Annotated in this window: 13 protein-coding genes; all 13 read left to right on the forward strand. The window is 68.8% G+C overall.

All coding sequences use genetic code 11. The annotated features are described in order from the left end of the window. The first annotated feature begins 38 nt into the window (after positions 1–38). The 13 genes from ACFUTU_RS05475 (at position 39) to ACFUTU_RS05535 (ending at position 25,199) form a co-directional block, all read left to right on the forward strand. Positions 39–1,061 carry a biotin--[acetyl-CoA-carboxylase] ligase gene (locus ACFUTU_RS05475; protein ID WP_377961631.1) on the forward strand — a complete coding sequence of 341 codons (1,023 nt, stop codon included), beginning with the start codon at positions 39–41 and terminating at the stop codon, positions 1,059–1,061. Beyond that, positions 1,054–1,653: a PH domain-containing protein gene (locus tag ACFUTU_RS05480; RefSeq protein WP_377961634.1), complete on the forward strand. Its 600-nt coding sequence runs from the start codon at positions 1,054–1,056 to the stop codon at positions 1,651–1,653. Before ACFUTU_RS05475 ends, ACFUTU_RS05480 begins: the two co-directional genes overlap by 8 nt. Continuing rightward, on the forward strand, positions 1,643–2,848 hold the full coding sequence (locus tag ACFUTU_RS05485) for an adenylate/guanylate cyclase domain-containing protein (protein WP_377961637.1): 1,206 nt from the start codon (positions 1,643–1,645) through the stop codon (positions 2,846–2,848). Before ACFUTU_RS05480 ends, ACFUTU_RS05485 begins: the two co-directional genes overlap by 11 nt. Positions 2,849–3,093: 245 nt before the next feature. Further along, entirely contained in the window at positions 3,094–9,183 is a 6,090-nt protein-coding gene (locus tag ACFUTU_RS05490; RefSeq protein ID WP_377961640.1) for an Ig-like domain-containing protein, read from the forward strand. Between the two features lie 70 nt (positions 9,184–9,253). Then, positions 9,254–10,225, forward strand: a complete 972-nt coding sequence (locus ACFUTU_RS05495; protein WP_377961643.1) for an AAA family ATPase — start codon at positions 9,254–9,256, stop codon at positions 10,223–10,225. 88 nt (positions 10,226–10,313) lie between these two features. Next, on the forward strand, positions 10,314–11,552 hold the full coding sequence (locus ACFUTU_RS05500) for a DUF58 domain-containing protein (protein ID WP_377961646.1): 1,239 nt from the start codon (positions 10,314–10,316) through the stop codon (positions 11,550–11,552). Beyond that, positions 11,549–13,990 carry a transglutaminase domain-containing protein gene (locus ACFUTU_RS05505; RefSeq protein ID WP_377961649.1) on the forward strand — a complete coding sequence of 814 codons (2,442 nt, stop codon included), beginning with the start codon at positions 11,549–11,551 and terminating at the stop codon, positions 13,988–13,990. The genes ACFUTU_RS05500 and ACFUTU_RS05505 overlap by 4 nt, the downstream gene beginning before the upstream one ends. After that, the gene (locus ACFUTU_RS05510; protein ID WP_377961652.1) at positions 13,987–15,522 is read left to right on the forward strand and encodes an RDD family protein; all 1,536 of its coding nucleotides are present in this window, start codon (positions 13,987–13,989) and stop codon (positions 15,520–15,522) included. Before ACFUTU_RS05505 ends, ACFUTU_RS05510 begins: the two co-directional genes overlap by 4 nt. After that, a complete protein-coding gene (locus tag ACFUTU_RS05515) occupies positions 15,519–16,397 on the forward strand; it encodes a PP2C family protein-serine/threonine phosphatase (protein ID WP_377961655.1) in 879 nt (292 codons plus the stop codon). The genes ACFUTU_RS05510 and ACFUTU_RS05515 overlap by 4 nt, the downstream gene beginning before the upstream one ends. Then, entirely contained in the window at positions 16,384–18,270 is a 1,887-nt protein-coding gene (locus ACFUTU_RS05520; RefSeq protein WP_377961658.1) for a hypothetical protein, read from the forward strand. The genes ACFUTU_RS05515 and ACFUTU_RS05520 overlap by 14 nt, the downstream gene beginning before the upstream one ends. Further along, the gene (locus ACFUTU_RS05525; protein WP_377961660.1) at positions 18,267–19,991 is read left to right on the forward strand and encodes a serine/threonine-protein kinase; all 1,725 of its coding nucleotides are present in this window, start codon (positions 18,267–18,269) and stop codon (positions 19,989–19,991) included. The genes ACFUTU_RS05520 and ACFUTU_RS05525 overlap by 4 nt, the downstream gene beginning before the upstream one ends. A gap of 46 nt (positions 19,992–20,037) precedes the next feature. Continuing rightward, on the forward strand, positions 20,038–20,742 hold the full coding sequence (locus ACFUTU_RS05530) for a hypothetical protein (RefSeq protein WP_377961740.1): 705 nt from the start codon (positions 20,038–20,040) through the stop codon (positions 20,740–20,742). Next, positions 20,739–25,199 carry an FtsK/SpoIIIE domain-containing protein gene (locus ACFUTU_RS05535; protein WP_377961663.1) on the forward strand — a complete coding sequence of 1,487 codons (4,461 nt, stop codon included), beginning with the start codon at positions 20,739–20,741 and terminating at the stop codon, positions 25,197–25,199. The genes ACFUTU_RS05530 and ACFUTU_RS05535 overlap by 4 nt, the downstream gene beginning before the upstream one ends. Positions 25,200–25,247 lie beyond the last annotated feature (48 nt).

The following is a 25,247-nucleotide window of genomic DNA, read 5'->3' on the forward strand; positions in this document are numbered from 1 at the left end:
CCCGGCCGCGCGGCCCGGCGAGTCGCTAGGATTCAACTATGGATGCCGCACGCCCTGATGATAGCCGTGGACAGCAGGAGAACCTGACCGGAACGGAGGGCCAGCCTGAGCGGCCGGCCCTGGACAGGAAAGCCCTGGACAGGAAAGCGCTGGACCGGGACGCCCTGTCCGATTCCGACTTCCTCGCCGCCACCGGCATCCCGGAGCTGACAGTCGTGGAGACAACCGGGTCCACCAACGCCGACCTTTTGCGGGCCGTGGCCGTTGATCCCTCGGCCTGGCCTGACCTGGCGGTCCTGACGGCGGAGCACCAGACTGCCGCCCGCGGCCGCCTGGACCGCGTCTGGGAAGCCCCCGCCCGCAGTTCCGTGCTGGTCTCCTTGGTACTCCGGCCGGTGAATGCCAACGGCCAGCCCCTGCCCACCGACACGTACTCGTGGCTGTCCCTCCTGGCCGCCGTCGCACTGCGCGACGCGCTGGATGAGACGGCGGGAATTCCTGCCGACCTGAAGTGGCCGAATGATGTCCTGGTGCGGGGCGGAAAAATTGCCGGCATCCTCGCCCAGCTCGGCCCGATGGTTGGCGGCTCGGTGCCGCCCGTCATTCTGGGCACCGGACTGAACGTCACGCTCACCGAGGACGAGCTGCCGGTGCCCACCGCCACGTCCGTCCAGCTGCAGGGTGCCCGGACGGTTGACCGCACCGCCCTCCTGAAAAGCTACCTCTCACGTTTTTGCTCGCTCTACCGCAGCTTCTGCAATGCCGACGGCGATGCCACCGCCGGCCTCGCCGGCGGCCCGTCCCTGCACAAGCGCGTCGAAACGGCGATGGTCACCCTCGGGCAGCAGGTCCGCGCCCAGCTTCCCGGCGACCACGAAATCATCGGCCACGCGTCCCGGCTTGATGACTCCGGCTCCCTGCTGGTGGTGGATGCCGCTGCCCACGAGCACGTGGTGACGGCGGGGGACGTGGTCCACCTCCGGCCGTGGTCGCCCCAGGATTCAGGCCGGCACGGGGCCGGAACGCATAAACAGGGGGCCGGCGAAAGCGGTTATGCGTAAAGAACTCCTCCCGGGCGAGCAGGTGATCGTGATGACCCGCCCGCAGCCCAGGGTGCTGTTCATCCCGGCGGTGGTTTTCATCCTGGTGCCCGCCCTTGCTGCCTTTGCCAGCGCGTGGATAATCCGCGGCGGACTCTCTGCACTGGCCCCGGCCGTTACTGGGGAATGGACGTTCTGGGCGGTGGCCGGCTGCGTGCTGGCCGGGCTGTGGATCCTCCTGGGGTACTGCCTGCCACGGCTCCTGCGATGGCAGAGCACCCGGTACATCCTGACCAGCCACCGGGTCCTGGCACGCCACGGCATGCTCCGGCGCCGGGACCGGCAGGTTTTCCTGGTGTCGGTGCGTAATGTCACAATCAGCCAGTCGATGCTCCAACGGATGTTGCGCTCGGGGAATATATCCTTGGATGCCGGGCACCATTTCGGCACCATGCTGAAGGACGTGCCGGAAGTTGCCACCTTCCACAGGTTCCTGCTGGACGCCCTTGATGAGCTGCCGGACGAGGAACCATTTGGATTGGGTCAGGCGCCGGATGGGCCCGGCGACCGCTTTCCGCGGGATGTGAGAGAAGGTGGAAGAGATGAACGATGAGGATCAGCGCGGCGGCCAGGAGACTGGCACGCAGGACGCCGGCACCCCTGAGGCCAACACGGATATGGCGGGCACTGACGAGTCCGGTGCGCAGGATAGCGGTGACCGGGAGGTGGCGGGCACCGTCGTCGAAAATCCGGCCACCGGCACCCTGTCCGCGGAGCGCATTGCGGCTAAAACCCTCGAAGCACGGCTTCTCGGCGGGGAACGCAAGCTGCGCCGCCGCGAAGTGGCCGGCGGTGTGGGCCTGTCGCTGCTCTCGGCGCGCAAACTGTGGCGTGCCCTGGGCTTTCCCAACTGGGGAGACGACGACGTCGCCTTTACAGAGCGGGACCAGGCTGCCCTGTCCACGGCGGTAGGCATGGTGCGGGCCGGCAAGCTCACCGAGGAAGCCGCCATCTCGGTGACCCGGGCCATCGGGCAGATGACGGACCGCATGGTGGTGTGGCAGATCGAGGCCCTGGTCGAGGACATGGTCCATGAGCAGGGGCTGACCGACGCCCAGGCCCGCAAACGCCTGGTCCATGAACTGCCTGCGCTGGTGGACCCCCTCGAGGAAATGCTTGTCTACTCCTGGCGGCGCCAGCTCAACGCCGGCGTGCAGCGGCTGGCTGTCCGGGCAGAAGCCGGCCTGCAGGCGAGCGAGGAAGGCCGTGAAGGGGACGAGGACGATGCGCCGCTGCCGCTGGCACGTGCCGTGGGGTTCGCCGACCTGGTTTCCTACACAAGCCTCTCCCGTCGCATGAACGAGAAAACCCTGGCCAAACTGGTGCAGCGGTTCGAAAACAAGTGCGCGGAGATCATTTCCGTGGGCGGCGGCCGGCTCGTGAAGACGGTCGGCGACGAAGTCCTTTACATCGCCGAGACGCCGGCAGCCGGTGCCGAAATCTCGCTTGCACTGGCCGAGGCCTTCACCCGGGATGAGATCCTGCCTGAGGCCCGCGTTGCCATGGTCTGGGGGCGGATCCTCTCCCGCCTGGGCGACATTTACGGGCCCACCGTCAACCTGGCTGCCCGCCTGACCACGCTGGCCAACCCGGGCACGGTGCTGGTCGATTCGATGACGGCGGCGGCGCTGGACCAGGACGAGCGGTTCGTGCTGATTCCCCAGGACGTGGAGAACGTCCGCGGGTTCGGCGAGATCCAGCCGGTCACGCTGGCGCGCGGCCGGGGCAAGGGCCTGGTGCTGGACTAGGCACAGGCTTGGCGTGGGCAGTCCTCCCCATCGCCCGCAGCGGACTGCGCGGGTAGGCTGGCGGGGGAAAGGGCGGCCCGGAGGGCTGTCTTGGACAAGCCGTAAGCGCCCATGTAATAGTCGAGACTCGAAAATTGTTCCGGCGTCTCTACGGGGGAGTGACGGAATGTCACCGGCCCGTGATGAACATCAGGGGCGAGTAAGCCGCGCTCAGGCGGCTGTGAATTCAGGGGAATAATAACGCTGTGTCAACTTTGTTCGGCAAGCTGGGGCTGAGGAACCGCCGCAACAAGATCGTCACCGGAACGGTTTTTTCCGCTGCCGCGGCAGCGCTGGTGGCCGGTGCCGTGATCCATCCGGGGTTCAAGACTACCGAGGTTGACCTTAACGACGGCGGCGTCTGGGTGGTCAGCAAGGCCCGCAACGCCGTGGGCCGGCTTAATTACCCTTCACGCGTCCTCGACGGTGCCGTCACCCCGGCCAGCACCACATTCGATGTCCTGCAAAATGCCGGCAAGGTGTTCGTCGACGACGAATCCGGCTCCACACTGAACCAGGTGTCCGCCGCCAACATGAGGCTCGGGGGCGACAAGCAGCTTCCCGGCTCGGCGCAGGTGAGTTTCGGTGCGGACGTGATCTCGGTCACCGATCCTGCCGCCGGCAAGATGTGGGCGATGTCCCCGTCCACGGTCAACGCCTTCGACGAGGAGTCCAGCGAACCCGCGGTGGCAGGTTCCGAGGGTCTGGTGTCCGCCGTCGGCCCGGATGACCGGATCTATTCGGCCGATCCGAAGACGGGGCAGGTGACAGTGACCACGGTGGACGCCGCCGGGGCAGCCACCGACACCGACTCCAGCATGTGGGACGGGCTGAAGGGGGCCGGTGACCTCCAGCTCGCCGTCGTGGGTGACCAGCCGGTGGTCCTGGATGCCGCTGCCGGGAAGCTCTTCCTGCCCGGCGGGCGCGAAGTGCCGCTGCCTGATGCACGGGAGGCGAAGCTCCAGCAGTCGGGCCCGGCCGCCGACTCCGTGGCGGTGGCCACCGGCAAGGCACTCCTCAGGCAGCCGCTCAACGGCTCTGCCGCCAAAACCGTAACCTTTGGCGGCCAGGGGGTACCGGCAGCGCCGGTGCAGCTGGGCGGCTGCATTCACGCGGCGTGGTCCGGGGCGAACAAGTACGTACGGGACTGCGCCAATGCCGCGGACAACAAGAACGTCTCCGTGCCCAAGGCCAGCGCATCGCCCAGCTACGTGTTCCGCGTCAACCGCGACCTCGTGGTCCTGAACGACGTGAACTCGGGAAACGTGTGGCTGGTCAACCAGAACATGCAGTTGGTCAACAACTGGGACGACGTGGTCCCGCCCAAGAACCAGGCTGACGACCCCGACGAGGAGTCGGCAGATGACAACACCATCAACGTCCTGCCGGACCGCACCAAACCGAACCGTCCCCCGGAAACGAAACCGGACGACGTCGGCGTCCGGCCCGGACGCACGACGGTATTGAGCGTCCTCGACAACGATTCCGACCCCGACGGCGACGTCCTCACCGCCTCGCTCGGCGCAGAAGGCCCGCGGGCCGGAACCATTGAAAGCATCTACGGCGGATCCGCCTTCCAGATCACCGTGCCGGCCGATGCCGCACCGGGCACCGAGACGTTCGACTACACGGCAGCGGACGGGCGCGGGCTGTCAGCCGGCGGCAAGGTGAGCCTGAGGGTTGTGGCGCCGGACGATAACCGGCCCCCGGCCTTCAAGCGCGGCGATCCCACCACCCTCCTGGTGGAACAGGGCAAGACCGTCAGCCAGAACATCCTCACCGATTGGGCAGATCCCGACGGCGACGACCTCGTTTTGATGTCAGCCACCGCCGACAATGACCAGGACCAGGTGAAGGTCCGCCGCGACGGACTCCTCACCTTCCAGGACTCCGGCGCCACGGCCGGCAAGAAGAGCGTCACCGTGTCCGTCTGGGACGGCCGTGCCACCACCACGGGCAAGGTGGTGGTCAACGTCCAGCCGCCGGGCGCGCTCGCCCCCGTGGTCAACGCCGACCACGTCACCGCCGTGGTGGGCCAGGACCTGGTCATCGCGCCCCTGAAGAACGACGTCGACCCCAATGGCGGCGCCCTGCGCCTCGCCCAGGTGGAAGCCAGCGGTGCAGCGGAGCTGGGCCCGGTGACCGACGGCGGCACGTTCACGTTCCGCAGCCGCACCCCGGGCCCTGTCTACCTGACGTACCTGGCCAGCAACGGGCCGCAGAGCAGCCAGGGCCTCATCCGGGTGGATGTCGAGTCCGGCAAGGACTCCGGAAACCCCGTCGCGGTCCATGACGTGGCGCTCCTTCCCGTGGGCGGCAGCGTGCTGCTGGACCCGCTGGCGAACGACTCGGACCCGTCCGGCGGCGTGCTGGTCCTGCAGTCCGTCTCCGTGCCTGAGAATGCCACGGCCTCGGTGAGCGTGATCGACCACAGCGTCCTGCGGATCACCGATATCGCCGGCACCAAGGACCCGTTCCTGTTCCGCTACACGATGTCCAATGGCAAGGCCTCGGCCACCGGCAGCGTGTCCGTGGTGCCTGTCCCCGCGCCCGCCGTCGTGGAAGCGCCGCAGCCCAAGCCCGACGAGGTCAACGTCCGCGTGAACGACGTCGTGACCATCCCCGTGCTGGACAACGACACCCATCCGCAGGGTGAAAAGCTGTCGGTCGACCCTGTCCTGCCGCAGGCCGTTCCGGCGGAGGACGGCAGGAGCTTCGTTTCGGAGAACACGCTGCGCTTCATCGCGGGCGGCCAGCCCAAGACCGTGCGCGCCATCTACAACGCGGTGGACCCGCAGGGCCAGAAGAGCGCCGCCGCGGTCACCATCCACATCCTGCCCCTGGAGGGCGCCGAGAACTCCCGGCCGCAGCCCAAGAACCTGACCGCGCGGGTGGTGGCTTCCGGGACGGTGCGCATCCCCGTGCCGCTGGACGGCATCGATCCCGACGGCGACTCCGTCCAGCTGACCGGCATCGACAGCACCCCCGGCATGGGCACGGCGACGGCGGGCAGCAACTTCATCGACTTCACCGCCGCCGGCAACGGCGCCGGGACCGATACGTTCCGCTACAAGGTGGTGGACCGGCAGGGGGCAGTGAACACCGGGACCGTGACCGTGGGGATCGCCCCGCGCGGCGACACCAACCAAAAGCCCACGCCCGTGGACGACCAGGTCAAGGTCCGGCCGGGGCGGCAGATCGCCGTCGACGCGGCCGGCAACGACACCGATCCGGACGGCGACCTCATCCGGATCGTCAGCGACGGCATCGAAGCCGACGCCGCATTGAAGGCAACCGTCAGCAAGCAAAGCGGACGCATCCTCCTGCTGGCTCCGGCCGCTGAAGGCACCGTCAACGTGCGCTACACCGTGGCCGACGAACGTGGAGCTTCCGCCCAGGCAGCTATCCGGATGGTGGTGGACGGCAAAGTCCCGCTGCAGGCGCCGATCGCCCGCGACGACCGGGTAACGTCCGCGCAGACACTTGGCAAAACCGCCGTCGACGTTCCCGTCCTCAAGAACGACGAAGACCCTGACGGCGTGGGCGAGAACCTGAAGATCAGCAGTGCCGCGGAAACCGCCCGGCCGGGCACGGACGGCAATATGATCGTGGAGCTGACCGAGCAGCCGCAGCTGGTGCCGTACGTGGTGGAGGACGTCGACGGCCAGAAGTCGACGGCGATCATCTGGGTGCCGGGCCTTGGCCAGCAGGTTCCCACCCTCGCCAAGGACGAGGTCCTCGAGGTTGTCGCCGGCCAGTCCGTGACCGCTGACCTCGCCGAGTGGGTGAAGGTCCGGGACGGCCGCTCGCCCCGGCTGACCCAGACCGACAGGATCAAACTCATCGGCGCGGACGGAAGTAACCCGGTGGCCGGCAACGGCACAGCCGTAAGGTACACCGCCGACCGGGACTACGTGGGCCCTGGATCCATCACGTTCGAAGTGACGGACGGCTCCGGCCCTGATGACCCTGCCGGCCTGAAGTCCACCCTGAGCATCAGGACCAGGGTGCTGCCCGATCCCAACCGGAACAACCCGCCGGTCCTGCTCGGCGGCTCCGTGGATGTTCCGCTGGGTGACCCGGCCACCGCGGACCTGGCCAAGCTGACCACCGACCCCGACAGGGACGACGCCGACAACATGAAGTACGAGATCGCCGGCGCGGTTCCGCAGGGCTTCAAGGTGTCCACGGACGGTGCATCCCTGAAGGTCTCGGCAGATGACAGCCTCCGGCCCGGTGACGGGGGATCCGTGCAGGTCAGGGCCAAGGACCCGCGCGGCCTTGAATCTACCGCAACCTTCCGGCTCGCCGTGACGGCGACCAACCGGGCCAAGCCTGTAGCCAACGACGATATTGAGGAAAACGCCGCCGCGGGCAAGCCCATCACCGTCAAGGTGCTGGCGAACGATGCCAACCCGTTCCCGGAGACCCCGCTGAAGATCATCGGCGTCGCCACCGAAACCGGGCAGGGCACTGCGGCCGTCAGCGGGGACTCGGTAACCGTCACGCCGTCGGCCGGATTCTCCGGAACCCTGATTGTGTCCTACACGGTCGGTGACAAGACCGACGATGCCTCCCGGTACGCCACTGCCCGGATACGGCTCACGGTCAAAGACAAGCCCCTGCCTCCGACCACACCGCAGGCGCAGAGCGTGGGCGACAGCACCGCGCTGCTGAACTGGACGGCGCCGGCGGACCGGGGTTCGCCCATTACCAAGTACACGGTGTACGGCGAAGGCGGCTACAGGCAGGACTGCCCGGCCAACTCGTGCACCTTGAACAACCTCGTCAACAACACCAAGTACCACTTCCAGGTGACAGCGACGAATGAGTTCGGTGAATCCGACCGGTCACCGGTCTCGGCCGAGGTCCGCCCCGACGTCAAGCCGGAGATGCCGCTGGCCCCGTCGCTGAAGTTCGGCGACAAGCAGCTGTCCGTGGCCTGGAAGGCACCCGCCAGCAAGGGCTCGCCGGTCAAGTCCTACGACCTGGAAATCTCGCCGGCGCCCGCCGGCCAGAACCCGCAGATCCAGAACCTGACGTCCACCAGCCACGTCTGGAAGGGGCTCACCAACGGTGTGGCCTACAAGGTGCGCGTCCTGGCCCGGAACGACGCGAAGGACCCGTCGGAGTGGAGCCCCTACTCCGCCGCCGAGGTGCCGGCCGGCGTTCCGTCGACGCCCGCTGCTCCCAGCGCAGCCGGGGCCGGCTCCGTGGGCAGCCAGTCCCAGGTGAACGTCAGCTGGACCGCGCCGGACAACAACGGCGATGCGGTCTCCACCTACACGCTGACCACGCTGCGTGGGGGAGCGGTGGTGAAGAGCCAGAAGGTGGCTTCCGGAACGTCGCTGAATGTCACAGTGGATAACTCCGAGGCCGACTACGCGTTCACCGTTTCCGCCACCAACAAGGCAGGCACGTCTGGAACCAGTGCCCAGTCCGCACCGGTCAGGGCGGCCGGCAAGCCCGGCACCGTGAGCGGCGGCAGCGTGCGGGCGAACGGAACCAGCGGACAGCTGGATGTGACCTTCACGCCCCTCACTGCGGCACAGCGCAACGGCTCGCAGGCGTCGGAGATCACCTACCGGTGGTCCACCGCCTACGGGTCCGGGCCCATCAACGCCGGCGGCGGAACCATCACCGGCCAGCCCAACGGCCGGGACGTGACCGTCAATATCATCGCCGCCTCCACCAAGAACAACGTGTCCGGCGACGGCAAGGCCATTGGCTCGGGCAACCCGTACGCGCCGCCGAACGCGCCGAATGTCAGTGGCGGGAAGTCGGCCACCGGCGACCCCCAGGTCCACTGGACCTGGAATTCCACCGGCACCAACGGCCGGCCCTTGGACCACTACGAGGTCAGTCTCGACGGCGGTGCCTGGACCAATGTCGGAAAGGCCACCAGGTTCGACGCTTCCGGTGGCGGCTGGAACCAGACCCGGACACTGCGCGTCAAAGCGGTCACGGTCGTGGACGGGGCCATCGGCCGGGCAGATGCTACGTCCGGCGCCGATCCCACCCCGCCGCCGCCCGCGTCACAGATCCAAGTCGACGCCAGCAGCGTGCGCACCTGCCCCGGGAAACCCGGACTGCCGGATTCCTACCAGCCAGGCAGCCCTAACAGGTGCGGCGTCGGCTGGGTGGAGCGGTCCTGGGGGAAACTGACCATCGACTGCACCAAGGACATCTACGGCAACGGCACGCCGTGGTACCGCCTGACCGAATCGGAGAAGAGCGGCTGGTACGTGAAGTCGACAACGGTGGACCTGTACGGTCCCCGGCCCGGCTCATGCTGACCGCCCCGGCGCCCGCAAGCACCCAAGCCCGCCCATCCCGCACCAGCACCAACCCAAGAGGAATCAACCCATGACCATGACAATTGAGCAGGCCGCCTGGTTTGCAGGGACGTTTGAGAAGCTCGTTGCGAATGTGGGCCAGGCAGTCCTGGGCAAGGCCCATGTCATCCGCCTGACCTTCACCGCGATGCTCGCCGAAGGCCACGTCCTCTTCGAGGACGCCCCCGGAACCGGCAAGACGTCACTGGCCCGGGCCCTCGCGGCCACGGTCCAGGGGTCCAACAGCCGCATCCAGTTCACGCCGGACCTGCTGCCCTCCGACGTCACCGGCGTGACCATCTACGACCAGAAGACCCAGAAGTTCGAATTCCACAAGGGGCCGATCTTCAGCAACATCGTCCTCGCCGACGAAATCAACCGGGCCTCGCCGAAGACGCAGTCGGCGCTGCTGGAGGTCATGGAGGAGTCGCGCGTCACCGTGGACGGCACCACGTATGATGCCGGCCGGCCATTCATGGTGATGGCCACGCAGAACCCGATCGAGCAGGCCGGCACCTACCGGCTGCCCGAGGCCCAGCTGGACCGCTTCCTGATCAAGACCTCCATCGGGTACCCGGACCACGCCTCCACCGTCCAGCTCCTGGGCGGCACCAACCTCAAGGACCGGTCCCGCGACCTGCACCCCGTCATCACCACGCAGGCTGTGGCGGACATGGCGGACCTCGCCGCCACCACGCACCTTGACACTGCCGTGCTGGAGTACATCTCCCGGCTCTGCGAGGAAACGCGCAACGCCCCCGAGACCCGCCTGGGCGTGTCCGTGCGCGGCGCCCTCGCCATGGTCCGGGCGGCCAAGGTCTGGGCCGCGAGCCAGGGCCGCAACTTCGTCCTGCCGGACGACATCAAGGACCTCGCCGGAGTCGTCTGGACCCACCGCTTTGTGATGGACCCCGAAGCCGAGTTCTCCGGTGCCACCGCCGAAGCCGTCCTGGGGCGCGTCCTGGCGGACGTCGCAGCGCCGCAGCAGCGCGCCGCCGTCTAGCGTGCGGCTGCCTAAGGTGCAGCGGTCCGGCCCTAAGTGGTCCGGAATCCGGCTGCCGAAGTTCCGGGCCGAAGCACGTTCATCCAGATTGTGGTCAGACGCGGGCAGTACAGCGCGCCTCGCGCTGGGACCCGCCTGGCGGGCAGCCCACGGCATGTGGGCGCGCCGGGTACGTCCCGTACTGTCCGTAGTCAGTGTCCTGGGCTGGTCCGTGCTGGCAGCCGCGGTCCTCCTGTGGACCGCCGGAAACGCCTACGGCTGGCAGGAAGCCACAGCGGCAGCCATCGCGGCGCTGGTGCTTTTTGTCATCGCCGTCGGCTTCATCCTGGGCCGGTCCTCCTACGGCGTGACGCTGGACCTCGCCCGGACCAGGGTCGCGGTGGGGGACAGCGCCGTCGGAAGCATCGCGGTGTCCAACACGTCTGCCCGCCCGCTCCTGCCGGCTGACCTGGAACTGCCCGTCGGCTCCGCCACCGCTGTCTTCCACCTTCCGCGGATGAAACCGCAGCAGGTCCACGAGGACCTCTTCACCATCCCGACGGCGCGCCGTGCGGTCATCGTGGTGGGCCCGGTGCGCTCCGTCCGGGCAGACCCGCTGCACCTGCTCCGCCGGCAGGTGCTCTGGACGGAACCGGAGGACCTGTACGTGCACCCCCGGACAGTGGCGCTGGCCGGGTCCGCTGCCGGCTTCATCCGCGACCTGGAAGGCATGCCCACCACGGAGCTGTCCAGCGCGGACGTTTCCTTCCATGCGCTGCGCGATTACGTCCCCGGTGACGACCGGCGGCACATCCACTGGAAAACCACGGCCCGGACCAACAAACTCATGGTCCGCCAGTTCGAGGAAACCCGCCGCGCCCACCTGGCCATATCACTGTCGATCAACACGGACGAATACGCCTCGGAAGAGGAATTTGAACTGGCCATCTCGGCGGCCGCGTCCATCGGCCGGCAGGCCATCCGCGAACAGCGCGAGCTGGACGTCCTGACCCAGGCCGGCCCGCTCCGCTGCGAGACCGGCCGCAACATGCTGGACGACATGACCCGGATCGTCGGCACTCCGCTGCGGAAAACCGCCGTCGACCTCGCCCGCACGCTAACCGACACGGTGCCCAATGCCTCCGTGGTCTTCTTCATCGTGGGCAGCCAGGTGACGGCCACCCAGCTGCGCTCCGCTGCCGCCTCGGTGCCTCCCGGTGTGCGCAGCCTCGCCGTGCTGGCCCGCCTCGGTGCTGCCCCTGCCCGCGCGAACATCGGTGACCTCGCGGTGCTCACAGTCGGCGATCTCTCCGACCTTCCCTCCGTCCTGCGAAAGGCTGCAGCATGAGTGAGGCCCCCGGTCTCCGCCCCCGCCGTTCGGACCGGCACAACCGTTCCAACAGCCCCCGCCGCCCGGTTCGCCCAGCCGCCGGGTCCGCTTTCGCGGACGGCCGGCCGAGGTGGCATTTTGTGCTCGACGCCGGTGCACTCACCGTTCTGCTCGGGCTGGGTGTCCTCGGGTTCAGCCTCAGCTTCGGCGGCGACCCCTACTACCTGGTTGCCGGGTTTGGGGGGATCGTCCTCGGCCTGGCCGTCGCTGCACTCAACGCCCACTTCCGGCTGGGGCTGCTGATCACCACGGCCCTTGCCTTCGGCAGCTACCTGGTGCTGGGAACAGCCCTGGCCGTCCCCGGCGCCGCCATCGTAGGGTTCCTTCCCAGCCTCGAATCCCTGCGCACGCTGCTGCTCGGCGTTGTCTTCTCGTGGAAGGACATGCTCACCGTCGGCGTGCCCGTGGGCACCGCGGGCGGCGTGCTGATCGTCCCCTTCCTGAGTTCCCTCATCACCGCCGCCGTCGCGGGAACCCTGACCTGGCGCATCCGGAGCCCTTACTGGCCCCTGCTGCCGGTCCTGGTCCTGTTCGTCACGGGCATCGCCTTCAGCACCAACGCCGGATTCCTGACCGTGGAAAGGGGCATTGCCCTGACGGTGGTCGGCATTGCCTGGGCCACCTTCCGGCGGGACGCCCTGCGCCGGCGCGACACCCACAAGGTTTCGGTGAACCGTCCCCAGCACGACGCCGGCACGGCCGGGAAGGCACGCATGCGCCGCCTGGCGGCCGGAGCCGCCGTCCTGGCCGCCACGGTGGGAATCACCGCAGCCGTATCGCCGCTGATCGCCGCCGGTGACGAACGGCGCGTCCTCCGCAACGTCGTCGTACCGCCCTTTGATCCCAAGGCGTATGTCACCCCGCTGGCGAGCTTCCGCAACTTCGTCAAGGACAAGAAGGACGACACTCTGTTCACCGTTAAGGGGCTGCCCAAGGACGCGCGCGTCCGCCTCGGGGCGCTCGACTCCTTCAACGGCATGAACTACACGATGGATCCCAACGGCTCGGGCAGCTTCAGCAAGGTGGGGGACGCAAAGTCGATCAACACGCTCGCCGACTCCACCGATCCAGTCCCGACGAACGACTACAGCCTGGACATCACCATCGACGACTACCAGGGCTACTTCGTCCCCGGCGGACGGAAGACCACCGGGCTCAGCTTCAGCCCGGGCTCCTCCGGCGCGGCCTCCGGGCTGTACTTCAACTCCGGCACCGACACCGCGGTGACCACCCAGGGCCTGTCCCGGGGCGATTCCTACACTGTCCAGATCTCGGACCCGGTGAAGCTGGAGCACGGGCAGCTGACACAATACGACTTCGCCAAGGCCAGCCTGCCTGACGTCACCGACGTGCCGCCGGTGGTGGGCGCCCAGGCCAACGACCTGGCCGCGGACGCCCCGACCGCCGTGGACCGGGTCCGGCAGATCGAGGCCCACTTCCAGAAGAAGGGCGCCTTCAGCAACGGGCTCATCGCCGACGGGCAGCTTCCCAGCGTCTCCGGGCACGGTGCGGCGCGCATCCGCGACCTGCTGACCGCCAAGCAGATGCTGGGTGACGACGAGCAGTACGCCGTGGCCATGTCCCTCATGCTGCGGCACCTGGGCATCCCTGCACGCGTCGTCATGGGGTTTTACCCGGACCCGAAGAGCCCGGAGAACGGGGCCGGCGAAATCAAGATCACGGGCAAGGACGTCCACGCCTGGGTGGAGGTGGCGTTCGACCGCGTGGGCTGGGTGGCCTTCGACCCCACACCGCCCAAGGACAACATCCCCATCCCGCCCGACCCGGAAAACAAGTCCAAACCGAAGCCCCAGGTCCTGCAGCCGCCGCCACCGCCGCAGGAACCCGCCGACCTGCCGCCGGATTCCTCCCCGGACGCCCTCGACGCCGACGAGAAGAAGAACAATCCATGGCTGCTCTGGGGCCCCATCCTCACGGCCATCGGCATTGCCATGATTCCCGTCAGTATCCTGGCCCTGCCGCTGCTGCTCATTGCCCTGCTCAAATCCAGGCGCCGGAAGGCCCGCTACACCGGCGGTGATCCCGCCCAGCGCGTCGGTGGCGGCTGGAACGAGGTCCTCAGCCTGGCAACCGACATGGGCGCCGCGGTGGACAGCCGTGCCACCCGGCGGGAGACCGCGGCAGTGGTTGCCGAGGCGTTCCCTGCCACCGGCGCCACCACAACCCTGCTGGCGCACCGCGCCGATGCCTCCATCTTCGGGGCCGGCCAGCCCAGTGAGGATGAGGTGCGGCAGTACTGGGAGGTGGTGGACGGCTCGCTCAAGGAGATGACGGGAACCGTTGGTTTCTGGCGGCGCCAGCAGGCGCGGTTCTCGCCCCGGTCGCTGCTTGCCGAGGCCCGGGCCGCCCTGGCCGCACGGGGGTTCCGGCGATGAACACGGCCTGCCTTCATTGCGGCCAGCCTGTCCGCCCGGGCGCCAGCTTTTGCGGTGCGTGCGGGACGCCGCTGCCCAACAGGGGAGCCATGCCGGCCCGTGGGCCCGAACCCGGCCGTGCACCCCTGCCCGGCCGTGCACCCCTGCCCGGCGGTGCACCCCTGCCCGGCGGTGCGCCCGTGCCCGGCGGGGGACCCGCAGCGGGCCGGAGCGGGAGGCAAGCCGCCCCGATTCCCGGTAGCATCCCGTTAGGGCTGGGGGAAGGAACGGACATGTCAGGCACGCTCACGCTGGTTCCGGCGGCGCCGGGCAAGCGCCTCGGCGCGGCCGTCCTCGACTGGCTGGTGCCGGTGGCCATCCTGACGGTGCTGCTGTCCTTCGGGTTCGCCGGCATTACGAGCACACGGAGCGCCGGGCTCATCATTTACGACACGAGCCTGCTGGTGCTGCTCGGCAGCGTCGGCGCCGGACTGACCCTGCTGTACGCGGTCGTCGTCGCCGGGATCGAGGGCCGTTCCGGCAGCACCATCGGCAATCAGCTCATGGGTATCCGCAGCACCGACAAGGACGGCTATGCGCCGGGGCTCGGTGCTGTGTTCCTGCGTGGACTCGTGACGGGAACCGGGATTCTGCTGGCCATCCTTGCCGCCGTCCTCGTGGTGGTCTTCAAATGGTTCGACGCCGCGCTGCTGGTCCTGGGACCGCTGCTGCTCCTCGGAACGGCATGGGCTGTCGTCGTCGCGGTCTCCAGCGCCTGGGACCGGAGCGGCAAGCACCGCGGGTGGCACGACCGCGCGGCCGGGACGCTTGTCTTCGACGTCGTACACGGGCGCAACCCCGTCGCCACGGGCGGCATCGAGGGCCCCTACAGCTTCGCCCCCTTGGACCTGCCCCCGGTGCAGCAGGTGGCATCGCCCGTTGCTTCGCGGAATCCTGTTGCTTCCCGGAATCCAGTTGCTTCGGGTAATCCGGGTGCCTTCCGTAATCCGGCCGCCGGGACCGCTGGGCCGGTCCCGCCCGCTCCGGAGGGCGCTGTTCTCCCGGCGCCTGCCGCAGTACCCGGCACAGTGCACCCCGGCGCTGCTGTTGAAAGCGGCGCTGCTGTTGAAAGCGGCGGGGCTGTTGAAACCGGTGCTGTCCACCCTGATGACGCGATGGACCGCACCCAGATCCGGGGCGGGGTGCGCCAGGACGTGCCCCAGGCCGTCCTCCGGATAACGCTCGACGACGGCCGCGACTTCCGTCTGGAACGGTCCGTTCTGATCGGCCGCAACCCGGCCCCGGCCGCCGGGGAATCGCAGGCGCAGCTGCTGCCTGTGACGGACCCGGGCCGGACCATTTCCAAGACCCACCTCCACCTGCTCACCGATGGCACCGGCGTCTGGGTAACCGACCGCCACTCGACCAACGGCAGCGCCGTCACCACGCCCGACGGCATACGCACTGCGCTGCAGCCCGGTGTGCCCGCATTTGTCAGCCCGGGAACCACAGTTCATTTTGGGGACCGCACCTTCAACGTAGGACACGCATGAATTCACAGCAGCTGGCCGGTTCCCCGGGGACCGGCAGCGAGCCCGGCCTTAGGCTGAACTTCGGGTACGGAACGGACCGCGGCCTTCGCCGCGAGCTCAACGAGGACTCCTACATTGCCTCGGACCCTGTGTTCGCCGTCGCCGACGGCATGGGCGGCCATGAAGCCGGCGAGGTGGCCAGCGGCATGTGCGTGCGGGCCCTGGCTCAGTTGCCGCAGCTTGCCACGGGGGAGCGGACAGCCACCGCGGGAGTGGTGCAGCAGTACTTAACCAGTGCCGACGAATCCATCCGGGAGGCTACCGGCTCGCGGGCCGGAACCACGCTCAGCGGTGTAGTGGTGGTGGAACAGATGGGCGTTCCGTACTGGCTGGTCATGAACATCGGGGATTCCCGGACGTACCGCCTGAGCCAGGGCCGGCTTTCGCAGGTCAGCGTGGATCATTCCGAGGTCCAGGAACTTGTTGAGAGCGGCGAGATCACGGCTGAGGAGGCCGCGGTGCATCCCCGCCGGCACGTCGTGACCCGCGCGCTGGGCGCCGGCGACGAGACCGAGGCCGACTACTGGCTCCTTCCCATCGAGGAAGGTGACCGGGTGATGGTCTGTTCGGACGGCCTCAACGGGGAACTGACCGACGCAGAGATGCACGAAATCCTCAGCACCGTCGAGGACCCGCAGGAGGCAGTGGATGCCTTGATCCAGGCGGCGCTGCGGCGCGGGGGCCGGGACAACATCACCGTCATCGTGATCGATGCCCGGAACGTCCTCAATGACGACGGCATGGGGACGACGGCGCCCCGGACCGCCGCCGATGCGGAAGAGGAGGACACGCTGCCGCGTGCCGGAAGCCAGGACGCTGCCAATGGCCACAGCTAGCTACGTCCCCGGCGGATGGCTGGGCCTTATCAGGCAGGGAACCGCGGTGGTTCTGGACCCTGCCACTCCGGCGCCGCTGGTTAGCGCGGTTTGGGATTTGCTGGCGGAGGTTCCGGACGCGGCGGAGGTGCTGCATGCCGTTGCGGGCGGGTTCGGCGGCCCGTTGTCTGCCACCCCGTGTTTCGGAATCATCGGTTACACCGACTCGCTGCGGGTCTTCCTGCGCGGCGACATCGACCTGACGGTCCACCTTCCTTCGGGTGCCGTGACCCTCGACGGCCGTAACGTCACCACCTGGACCGAACGGTGGCTGGAGGCGCCTGAGTGGTTTAGCGTGTCCGTGCCTGCCGCCGCGCCAGTGCAGGCTTTTCAGGCGCCGGTCTCAGCCGCTGAGCTGCCGGTGGTTGAGGGGGCCGTGTTCCTGCAGTCGCTCCGCGTCAGTGTCACCGGACAGGGCCACATGCGCGCTGGTGGCAGCCTCGGGGACGAACCGGCCGTCGCTGCACCTTTGCCCGAGGTTTCGGCCGAGACCATCGTGCCGCCCGAAGCATCGGCGGAGACGGTTGCCGGGCTGCAGGAGACCGTCACCGGATTCACGGAGACCGGCGCTGCCATAACCGGGACCTTGTCTGAGGAAGCCCTGCCGCTGGAGGCATCGGCGCAGGAACCAGAGTACGTGGAACCGGCGTCCGTGGAACCTCCGGAGGACCAAGACAGCCCTGCCACCGAACTCACAAGCTCGTACGACCACCTGTGGGACAAAACAGTGGTGCGCCGCATTGAGGACGCAGCCGTGCGGACCGGCGAGGACGACGGCGGTGGTGCCGCTGACCATGAGGCCGTAGCCCAGGAATCGGGAGCCCAGGAAGCGGCAGTTCCGGCGACAGCGGGCCAGGACGCCGAAGGGAAGGAATCCGAAGGGAAGGAAACTGCCGGGCAGGAAGCCGAAACCGGAAAAACCGGCCTGCCGGCCGCCGACCGTGAAGCAGCGGTCCCGGCGCCGCCGGCGGCCCCTGCCCAGGCAGGACTGTCCGGCTCCGGAAACGCTGACAGCGGACTGATCGATTCAGTGCCGTGGGCGACCGGCGACCGTGCCCCAAGGCCCCGGGAAATGTCCGGATCCGAGGTCCTGCCGTCGAGCGTCCCGCCGCCTAGCCCGGCACCCGGCGCCCCGCCGTCGTTCCCGGCACCCAGCGTCCCGCCGCCTAGCCCGGCACCCGGCGCCCCGCCGTCGTTCCCGGCACCCAGCGCCCCGCCGTCGTTCACGCCCGCCCCCGGACCCGGCGTAGAGGCGGAAGGGGACCACGACGGGCAGACCATCCTGAAGAGCGACCTCCCGGCCTCCGGAAGCCAGGAACCCGGCCAGGGCGGAGGGCACAGCCAGGAACCCGGCCAGGGCGCCGTTGCGGGCAACGGCCCCCTGGTGCTCGCCCGGGTGTGTCCCGCCGGCCACGCCAATCCTCCCACGAGCAGCCAGTGCTTCACCTGCGGGGCGCAGCTGCCGGACGTCGCGGTGCAGGTCCCGCGCCCCAGGCTGGGCCGGCTGCGGCTGTCCACGGGGGAGCTGCTGGACCTCGACGAGTCGCTGGTGATCGGGCGGCAGCCGTCCGTGTCCCGGGTCCAGGGCGGCACCATGCCGCGGCTGGTCCAGGTGGCCAGCCCCGGCGGCGACATCTCAAGGTCGCACGTGGAGGTCCGGCTGGAGGGCTGGCACGTGATGCTGTGCGACCTTAAAGCCACCAACGGCACCGTGCTTGTCCGCGAAGGGCAACCGCCGCGGCGCCTTGCCCAGAATGAAATGGCCATTATTTTGGACGGCGACATCGCAGAGCTCGGCGATGACGTCTCCCTGCGTTTCGAGGAGATCCTGTGAGTTCCAAGCGGCCGGCGGCGCCACCGCCCCGCATCCCCGGTTTCAGCTACGTCAGCCTGCTCGGATCGGGCGGCTTCTCCGACGTTTACCTCTACGAGCAGGACCGGCCACGGCGCAAGGTTGCCGTCAAGGTGCTGCTGTCCGGCCTCAAGACGGAAGGGGCACGGCGCCGCTTTGAGTCCGAGGCCAACCTGATGGCCCAGCTGTCGTCGCACCCCTTCATCGTCACCATCTTCGAAGCCGAGGTGACCGAGGACGGGCATTCCTACCTCGCCATGGAATACTGCTCCCGGCCCAGCCTGGACGTCCGGTACCGCCGGCAGCGCTTCAGCGTGGACGAGGTCCTGGCCATCGGCATCCAGGTGGCCTCCGCCGTCGAAACGGCACACCGGGCGGGCATCGCGCACCGGGACATCAAGCCGGCGAACATCCTGGTCACCGACTACAACCGTCCGGCGCTCACCGACTTCGGCATTTCCGGCACGCTGGCCGGCGACGCCGACGAGGATGCCGGGATGTCCATACCGTGGTCTCCGCCGGAACAGTTCCGTGACGGCAATGTCGACGGCGTGCTGGTGGACGTGTGGGCGCTCGGCGCCACCCTGTACACGCTGCTCGCGGGAAGGTCACCCTTCGTGCTGCCGGGGGCGGACAACTCCCAGCGCGAGCTCATTTCACGCATCACCAACATGCCCGTGCCCCGGCTGGGCCGCGCCGACGTGCCCGAATCACTCGAGCAGGCGCTGGCCACGGCGATGGCCAAGCAACCCGCCTCACGCTATTCATCCGCCCACGCCTTCGCCCTGGCACTGCAGCGGATCCAGGCCGAGCTCAACCTGTCCGTCACGCCGTTCGAGGTGCTCGAGGAACGCCAGGAAGATGTGCACCTCGACGACGGCGTGGAGGAGACGCGCGTCCGCAACGTCGCGTCCATCGACCCCGACAGGACGGGAAGCGGCCCCACTTTCCCGGCCCGCACCAAGCCGCTGCCGCCTGCCGGCGCTGACGTTTCCGCGGGCCCCGGTGCAACGGCGGGCCCGGGTGCAATGGCGGGCAGTGCTGCAGCGGCAGTGAACGACGGCGGGCCCCAGGAATGGGGGCAGGCCACGGTCCTGCGCGGGGCGGCGGGCATGCGCGGCGCGGCGGGAAGCACCCCTGGTGACGCTGGCCCCTCCTTCCACGCGGCCGACACCGGCTACACCGGCGCCGCCGACACGACCGTCCACCGTCCGGCCCAGCCGCCCCAGCCAGCGCACCAGCCGGCGGGCGGCCCCGCGCAGGACCACTCCAAACGGAACCTCTGGCTCGCCATTTCCGGCGGCACCGTGCTGGCCCTCGCCGTCGCCGTGGGCCTTGTCGTGGCCAACGCCGCCCCCCAGAAACCGGTCGCACCCGAAACCCCGGAGGTGAGCAAGTCGCCGGCGGATCCGCTGGACAACGGGACTGTGCCGGACGTCGAAGGCCTTGCTGCCGAGCCGACGGCAGAGGATCCGAACATCATCGCCTTCTCCTGGACCAACCCGCAGCCCAAAGAGGGCGACACGTACAAGTACCGGGCCAAATCGGCACAGGAGGACGGCCCCTACGAAACCACAAAGCAAACCAAGACGTTCGTTTCCGGCTTGGAGGAGCCTCCCATTTGCCTCCAGGTGATCATTGTCAGGGCCGACGGTACCTCCTCGCCGGGCGGCCCGGACTCCATCGCATGCCTGAAGGAGTAGCCGGCTCATGACAACAACGACACAACCCAGCGAGGAGGCACCGAACATGGGGGACCTGGCAATAGATTTCTGCGGCGAGTGGTATGAGCCCACCGATGAGGACATCTTCAGCATCGGCCGCGAGGGCGACCTCGAGGTGGACGACAACCCATACCTGCACCGTCGCTTCCTGCAGATCGCCAAATACGACGGCATCTGGTGGCTCAGCAACGTGGGCAGCCGGCTCTCCGCGACGGTGGCCGACGGATCCGGCGGCATGCAGGCATGGCTCTCGCCCGGTGCCCGGCTGCCGCTTGTCTTCAGCCACACCAGCATCATCTTCACCGCAGGACCCACCACCTACGAATTCGCCGTCCACCTGAAAACGCCGTCGTTCCGGCAGGAGGCCAGCAGCGAAACCAGCAGCGGCGATACCACCATCGGTCCGGTGGTCTTCACCGACTCCCAGAAAGCCCTCATCGTGGCGCTCGCCGAGCCGATGCTGCGCCGTGAGGGCACCGGATTCAGCGCCATTCCCTCCTCCGCGGAGGCGGCCCGGACCCTGGGCTGGGCCCTCACGCGCTTCAACCGGAAGCTGGACAACGTCTGCGACAAACTGGACCGTGCCGGAGTGGCCGGCCTACGGGGAGGCGTCGGCAAACTGGCCACCAACCGCCGGGCGCGCCTCGTCGAGCACGCGGTCACCTCACACCTTGTCACTGCCGGCGACCTGCACCTGCTGGAAAAGATGCGCGGGGACGTCGAAGCATGAGGATCCGACTGACCCTGCGGCGGGACCCCGCCGAAGCCAAGGACCTGGCCATCACCGTGGACGGACGCGCCACCGTCGCGGACATCGCCACCGAACTGTGGACGGCCGACCCCGCGCGGCGGCAGGAACCCGCCCCGCCGAACCTCTCACTCCGGATCGACGAGGCCTTCGTCGCGGGCGGCATGCGCGGCATCGTCCTCGACCGGACGGACAACCTGCTGGAATCCGGGCTGCGCCCCGGATCGGTTGTGTCACTGGCACAGGTGAGTGACCAGTTCGGCAACACGCACGACGCCGGCCGCGCCGCGGACCGCGGCCCGGCCGCGGCGACGCTCCGGATCATCTCCGGTCCCGACGTCGGCCGGGAGTTCTCGCTGCCCGCCGGCACCAGTTACATCGGCCGGGACCGGGACGTGGACGTGCGGCTCACAGACCCCCTGACCTCGAAGCGGCATGCCCGCATCACGGTGGGGGAGAGCATCGAAATCGTCGACACGAACTCCGCCAACGGCCTGCAGATGGACGGGCTGCCCGTCACCCGGGCCACGCTGAATTCCTCCGACACCGTCACGCTGGGCGACACCGGGCTGACAGTGGTGCCGCTGGCGCGCAGCGGCGCGGCAGCACCGACGTCGCCCCTGGTGGACTTCAACCGGTCTCCGCGGGTGGTGCCCCGCTTCGCCCCCGGGAAACGGGTCGCCCCGGCCGGGCCCAAGCGCCAGGACCACCACCCGTTCCCCTTCATCATGCTGATCGCCCCGCTGATGATGGGCGGCGTGATGTTCGCCGTGACCCAGAACCTGCTGTCAATGGTTTTCATGCTGATGATGCCGCTGTTCATCGTGGGCCATTACGTGGACCAGAAATTCCAGGGCAAGCGCGAGCGCAAGGAACAGGTGAAGGCGTTCCGGGCAGCCATGGCCGCCTTCCGTGAGGACATCACCGGGCTTCAGCGCGTGGAGCGGGCCGTCAGGCTCCAGGAAGCGCCGTCGGTCAGCGACACCGTGGACTCCATCTACAAGCTTGGCCCGCTGCTGTGGACGCACCGGCCGGAACACTCCGGGTTCCTGGCGCTCCGATTCGGGCTCGGCACCGTGCCGTCGCGGATCCCGTTCGAAGAGCCGAACACCGCGGAAACCGAGACCGAATACCGGCACGAGATCGAGGAGTGCCTGGAGCAGTTCCGGCAGATCGAGGGCGTGCCGGTGGTGTCCCAGCTCCGGTCCGCCGGCGCCTTCGGCCTCGCCGGGCCGCGCGGACTCGTCGACGACGTGGCGCGCGGGGTTGTCCTGCAGCTCGTGGGCCTGCATTCCCCGGCGGAAGTGGCCGTGGCCGCCATCACCTCGGCACGGTCACGCGAACGGTGGAACTGGCTGCAGTGGCTGCCGCACGTCGGCTCCAGCCACAGCCCCCTCAGCGGCGACCACCTTGCTGCCGGTTCGGCGGGCGGCACCAGCCTCCTGGCCCGCCTCGAGGACCTCGTGGAACTCCGCGAGGCCGCCATGAAGTCCGCGGGCCCTGCGCCACGGCCCGGCATCCTGGATGAAACCGCGGATGTCCCGCCGCCGGTGCTGCCGTCGGTGCTGCTGATCGTCGAGGACGACTCACCCGTGGACCGCGGGAGGCTGACCCGGCTCGTGGAACGCGGCCCCGACGCCGGCGTCCACGTCCTGTGGGTGGCTGCCGCCGTCGAATCCCTTCCCGCCGCCTGCCGTGACTTCATGGCGGTGGACGGCGAGCATGGCACCACCACCGGCCAGGTCCGGTTGGGACGCCACACCTACCCGGTGAGCTGCGAGAGCCTCGACGCCGAACTGGCCGGTCAGCTGGCCCGCATGCTCTCGCCCGTGGTCGACGCCGGCAAACCGCTGGAGGACGACTCGAACCTGCCGCGGGCCGTGTCATATGCGACGCTGGTGGGCAAGGACTTCCTGGACAACCCGCAGGCGGTGGCGGAACGCTGGCAGGAGAACAACTCGGTACGCTCCACTGCCGTCGCCAACCGCAAGGACAACGGCTCGCTGCGTGCCCTGGTGGGGTCCAAGGGCGTGGAGCCCCTGCACCTGGACCTCAAGAACGAAGGCCCGCACGCGCTGGTGGGCGGCACCACCGGTGCCGGCAAGTCCGAGTTCCTGCAGTCCTGGGTCATGGGGATGGCCACCGCCTACAGCCCGGACCGGGTCAGCTTCCTGTTCGTGGACTACAAGGGCGGCGCCGCGTTTGCCGACTGCGTGAACCTGCCGCACACCGTGGGCCTGGTCACCGACCTCTCGCCGCACCTGGTGCGCCGCGCCCTCACCTCGCTGCGGGCCGAGCTCCACTACCGGGAACATCTGCTCAACCGCAAGAAGGCCAAGGACCTGCTGGCACTCCAGCGCGAGGCGGATCCCGAGGCCCCGCCCTACCTGGTGATCGTGGTGGACGAATTCGCCGCCCTGGCCACCGAGGTGCCCGAATTCGTGGACGGCGTTGTTGACGTGGCAGCCCGCGGCCGGTCCCTGGGCCTGCACCTGATCCTCGCCACGCAGCGCCCGGCCGGTGTGATCAAGGAAAGCCTGCGCGCCAACACGAACCTTCGGGTGGCGCTGCGGATGGCCGACGAGGACGACGCCACGGACATCCTGGGCGTGCCGGACGCCGCGTACTTCGACCCCTCGATACCGGGCCGGGGTGCGGCTAAAACCGGCCCGGGCCGGATCCAGGGTTTCCAGACCGGGTACGCCGGCGGCTGGACCACCGAACGTCCCCAGCGCCCGCAGGTCGACATTGTGGAGATGGCCTTCGGCTCCGGTCCGGCCTGGGAGGCGCCCGCACCGGAGTCTGCCGTGCAGGACGAGCCGGCCGGGCCCAACGACATTGCGAGGATGACCGCCAACGTCATCGCCGCTGCCGACCTGCTGGCCATCGAACCGCCGCGGAAGCCGTGGCTGAACGAACTGGCCACGACCTACGACTTCTCCCTGCTGCCGAACCCGCGCACCGACGAACGGCTCCTGCTCGGCGTGGCGGACGATCCCGCCCGGCAGGACCAGCCCACCGTCTTCTACGAACCGGACAACGACGGCAACATGGCCGTCTACGGCACCGGCGGCGCCGGCAAGTCCGCGGCCCTGCGGGGCATCGCGATCGCCGCCGCCGTCACGCCCCGCGGCGGGCCCGTCCACGTCTACGGGATCGACTGCGGCTCGGCCGGGCTCAAGATGCTCGAGGAACTTCCTCACGTGGGTGGCATCATCGACGGCGACGACGTGGAACGCGTGGGCAGGCTCCTGCGCTGGCTCAGCGATCTCGCCGAGGACCGGGCCAAACGTTACGCCGAGGTCCGTGCCTCCACCATCGGGGAATACCGCAGGCTCGCCGGGATGCCGGATGAAAAGCGGATTTTCGTGCTGGTGGACGGCATGTCGGCCTTCCGCGAGGCCTACGAATACAGCAAGCTCTCCGGCCTGTGGGACCTCTTCCTGCAGCTCGCCACCGACGGCCGTCCCCTGGGCATCCACCTCGTCGTCACCGCTGACCGGCCCAACTCCGTCCCGGCGTCGCTGCTTGCCTCCATCCAGCGCCGGCTGGTGCTCCGGCTGTCCGCGGAGGACGACTACCTGACCATGGATGTGCCCAGGGATGTCCTGGGCAAGGGCACGCCTCCCGGGCGCGGGCTGCTGGGCGGCCTCGAGGTGCAGCTCTCCGTCCTCGGCGGCAACTCCAATCTGGCCCTGCAGGCGCGCGAGGTGCGCAAACTCAGCGAGGCCATGCTGCGCCAGGGCGTGGAACGGGCTCCGAGGATCGAGCGGCTGCCTGAGCAGATCGACCTGGACATCCTGCCCGCCGGGCTGCCGGACCTCCCCGTGATCGGCGTGGACGACGACACCCTGCAGCCGGCCACCCTCATGGCGAGGGGCCCGCTGCTGGTAGCGGGCCCGCCGGGCGCAGGCCGGACCGTGGCGCTCGTGACCATGGCGTATGCATTGCGCCGGTCCAATCCGGGGACCGAGCTGGTGTACCTTGCCGCCAGGAAGTCCGCTGTGGCATCCCTGCCGGTCTGGGACCGCTCGCTGGTGGGCGCGGACGACGTCGGGGAAGCCGTGGAGGCGCTGACTGACCATGCTTCGGCCAATCCGGGCAAGCTGGCGATCTTCATCGAGGGGCTCACGGAGTTCACCAACACCCTGGCCGAGTCGGGCATCGAGCGGCTGGTGGCCGCGGCCATCAAGGCTGACCAGTGGGTGGTCGGTGAATCCGAAACTTCCACCTGGTCATCGGCGTGGTCGCTGGCGCAGCCGTTCAAGTCGGGCAGGAGGGGATTGCTGATCAATCCGGGCGATATCGACGGCGACAGCCTCCTGAGCACGTCACTCGGCCGGGTCGGCAAGGACTTCATTCCGGGCCGCGGCTACCTTGTGGGGAGGGGCAAGGTCCGCAAGCTCCAGATCGCGCTGCCGCCTGAAAGCCGGAACTAGCCGATTTGGCGCCCCGCATACGCGTGTAGGAAGATACCCGGGATAAAA

Origin of the sequence: Arthrobacter sp. NPDC057388 (genome assembly GCF_042668165.1) — a bacterium.
In the GTDB taxonomy this organism is placed as follows: domain Bacteria; phylum Actinomycetota; class Actinomycetes; order Actinomycetales; family Micrococcaceae; genus Arthrobacter.

Bases quoted from the DNA above. Each gene is read 5' to 3' on its own strand.
- ACFUTU_RS05475 (WP_377961631.1), top strand. From the start codon at position 39: ATGGATGCCGCACGCCCTGATGATAGCCGTGGACAGCAGGAGAACCTG.
- ACFUTU_RS05480 (WP_377961634.1), top strand. From the start codon at position 1,054: ATGCGTAAAGAACTCCTCCCGGGCGAGCAGGTGATCGTGATGACCCGC.
- ACFUTU_RS05485 (WP_377961637.1), top strand. From the start codon at position 1,643: ATGAACGATGAGGATCAGCGCGGCGGCCAGGAGACTGGCACGCAGGAC.
- ACFUTU_RS05495 (WP_377961643.1), top strand. From the start codon at position 9,254: ATGACCATGACAATTGAGCAGGCCGCCTGGTTTGCAGGGACGTTTGAG.
- ACFUTU_RS05505 (WP_377961649.1), top strand. From the start codon at position 11,549: ATGAGTGAGGCCCCCGGTCTCCGCCCCCGCCGTTCGGACCGGCACAAC.
- ACFUTU_RS05510 (WP_377961652.1), top strand. From the start codon at position 13,987: ATGAACACGGCCTGCCTTCATTGCGGCCAGCCTGTCCGCCCGGGCGCC.
- ACFUTU_RS05515 (WP_377961655.1), top strand. From the start codon at position 15,519: ATGAATTCACAGCAGCTGGCCGGTTCCCCGGGGACCGGCAGCGAGCCC.
- ACFUTU_RS05520 (WP_377961658.1), top strand. From the start codon at position 16,384: ATGGCCACAGCTAGCTACGTCCCCGGCGGATGGCTGGGCCTTATCAGG.
- ACFUTU_RS05530 (WP_377961740.1), top strand. From the start codon at position 20,038: ATGGGGGACCTGGCAATAGATTTCTGCGGCGAGTGGTATGAGCCCACC.
- ACFUTU_RS05535 (WP_377961663.1), top strand. From the start codon at position 20,739: ATGAGGATCCGACTGACCCTGCGGCGGGACCCCGCCGAAGCCAAGGAC.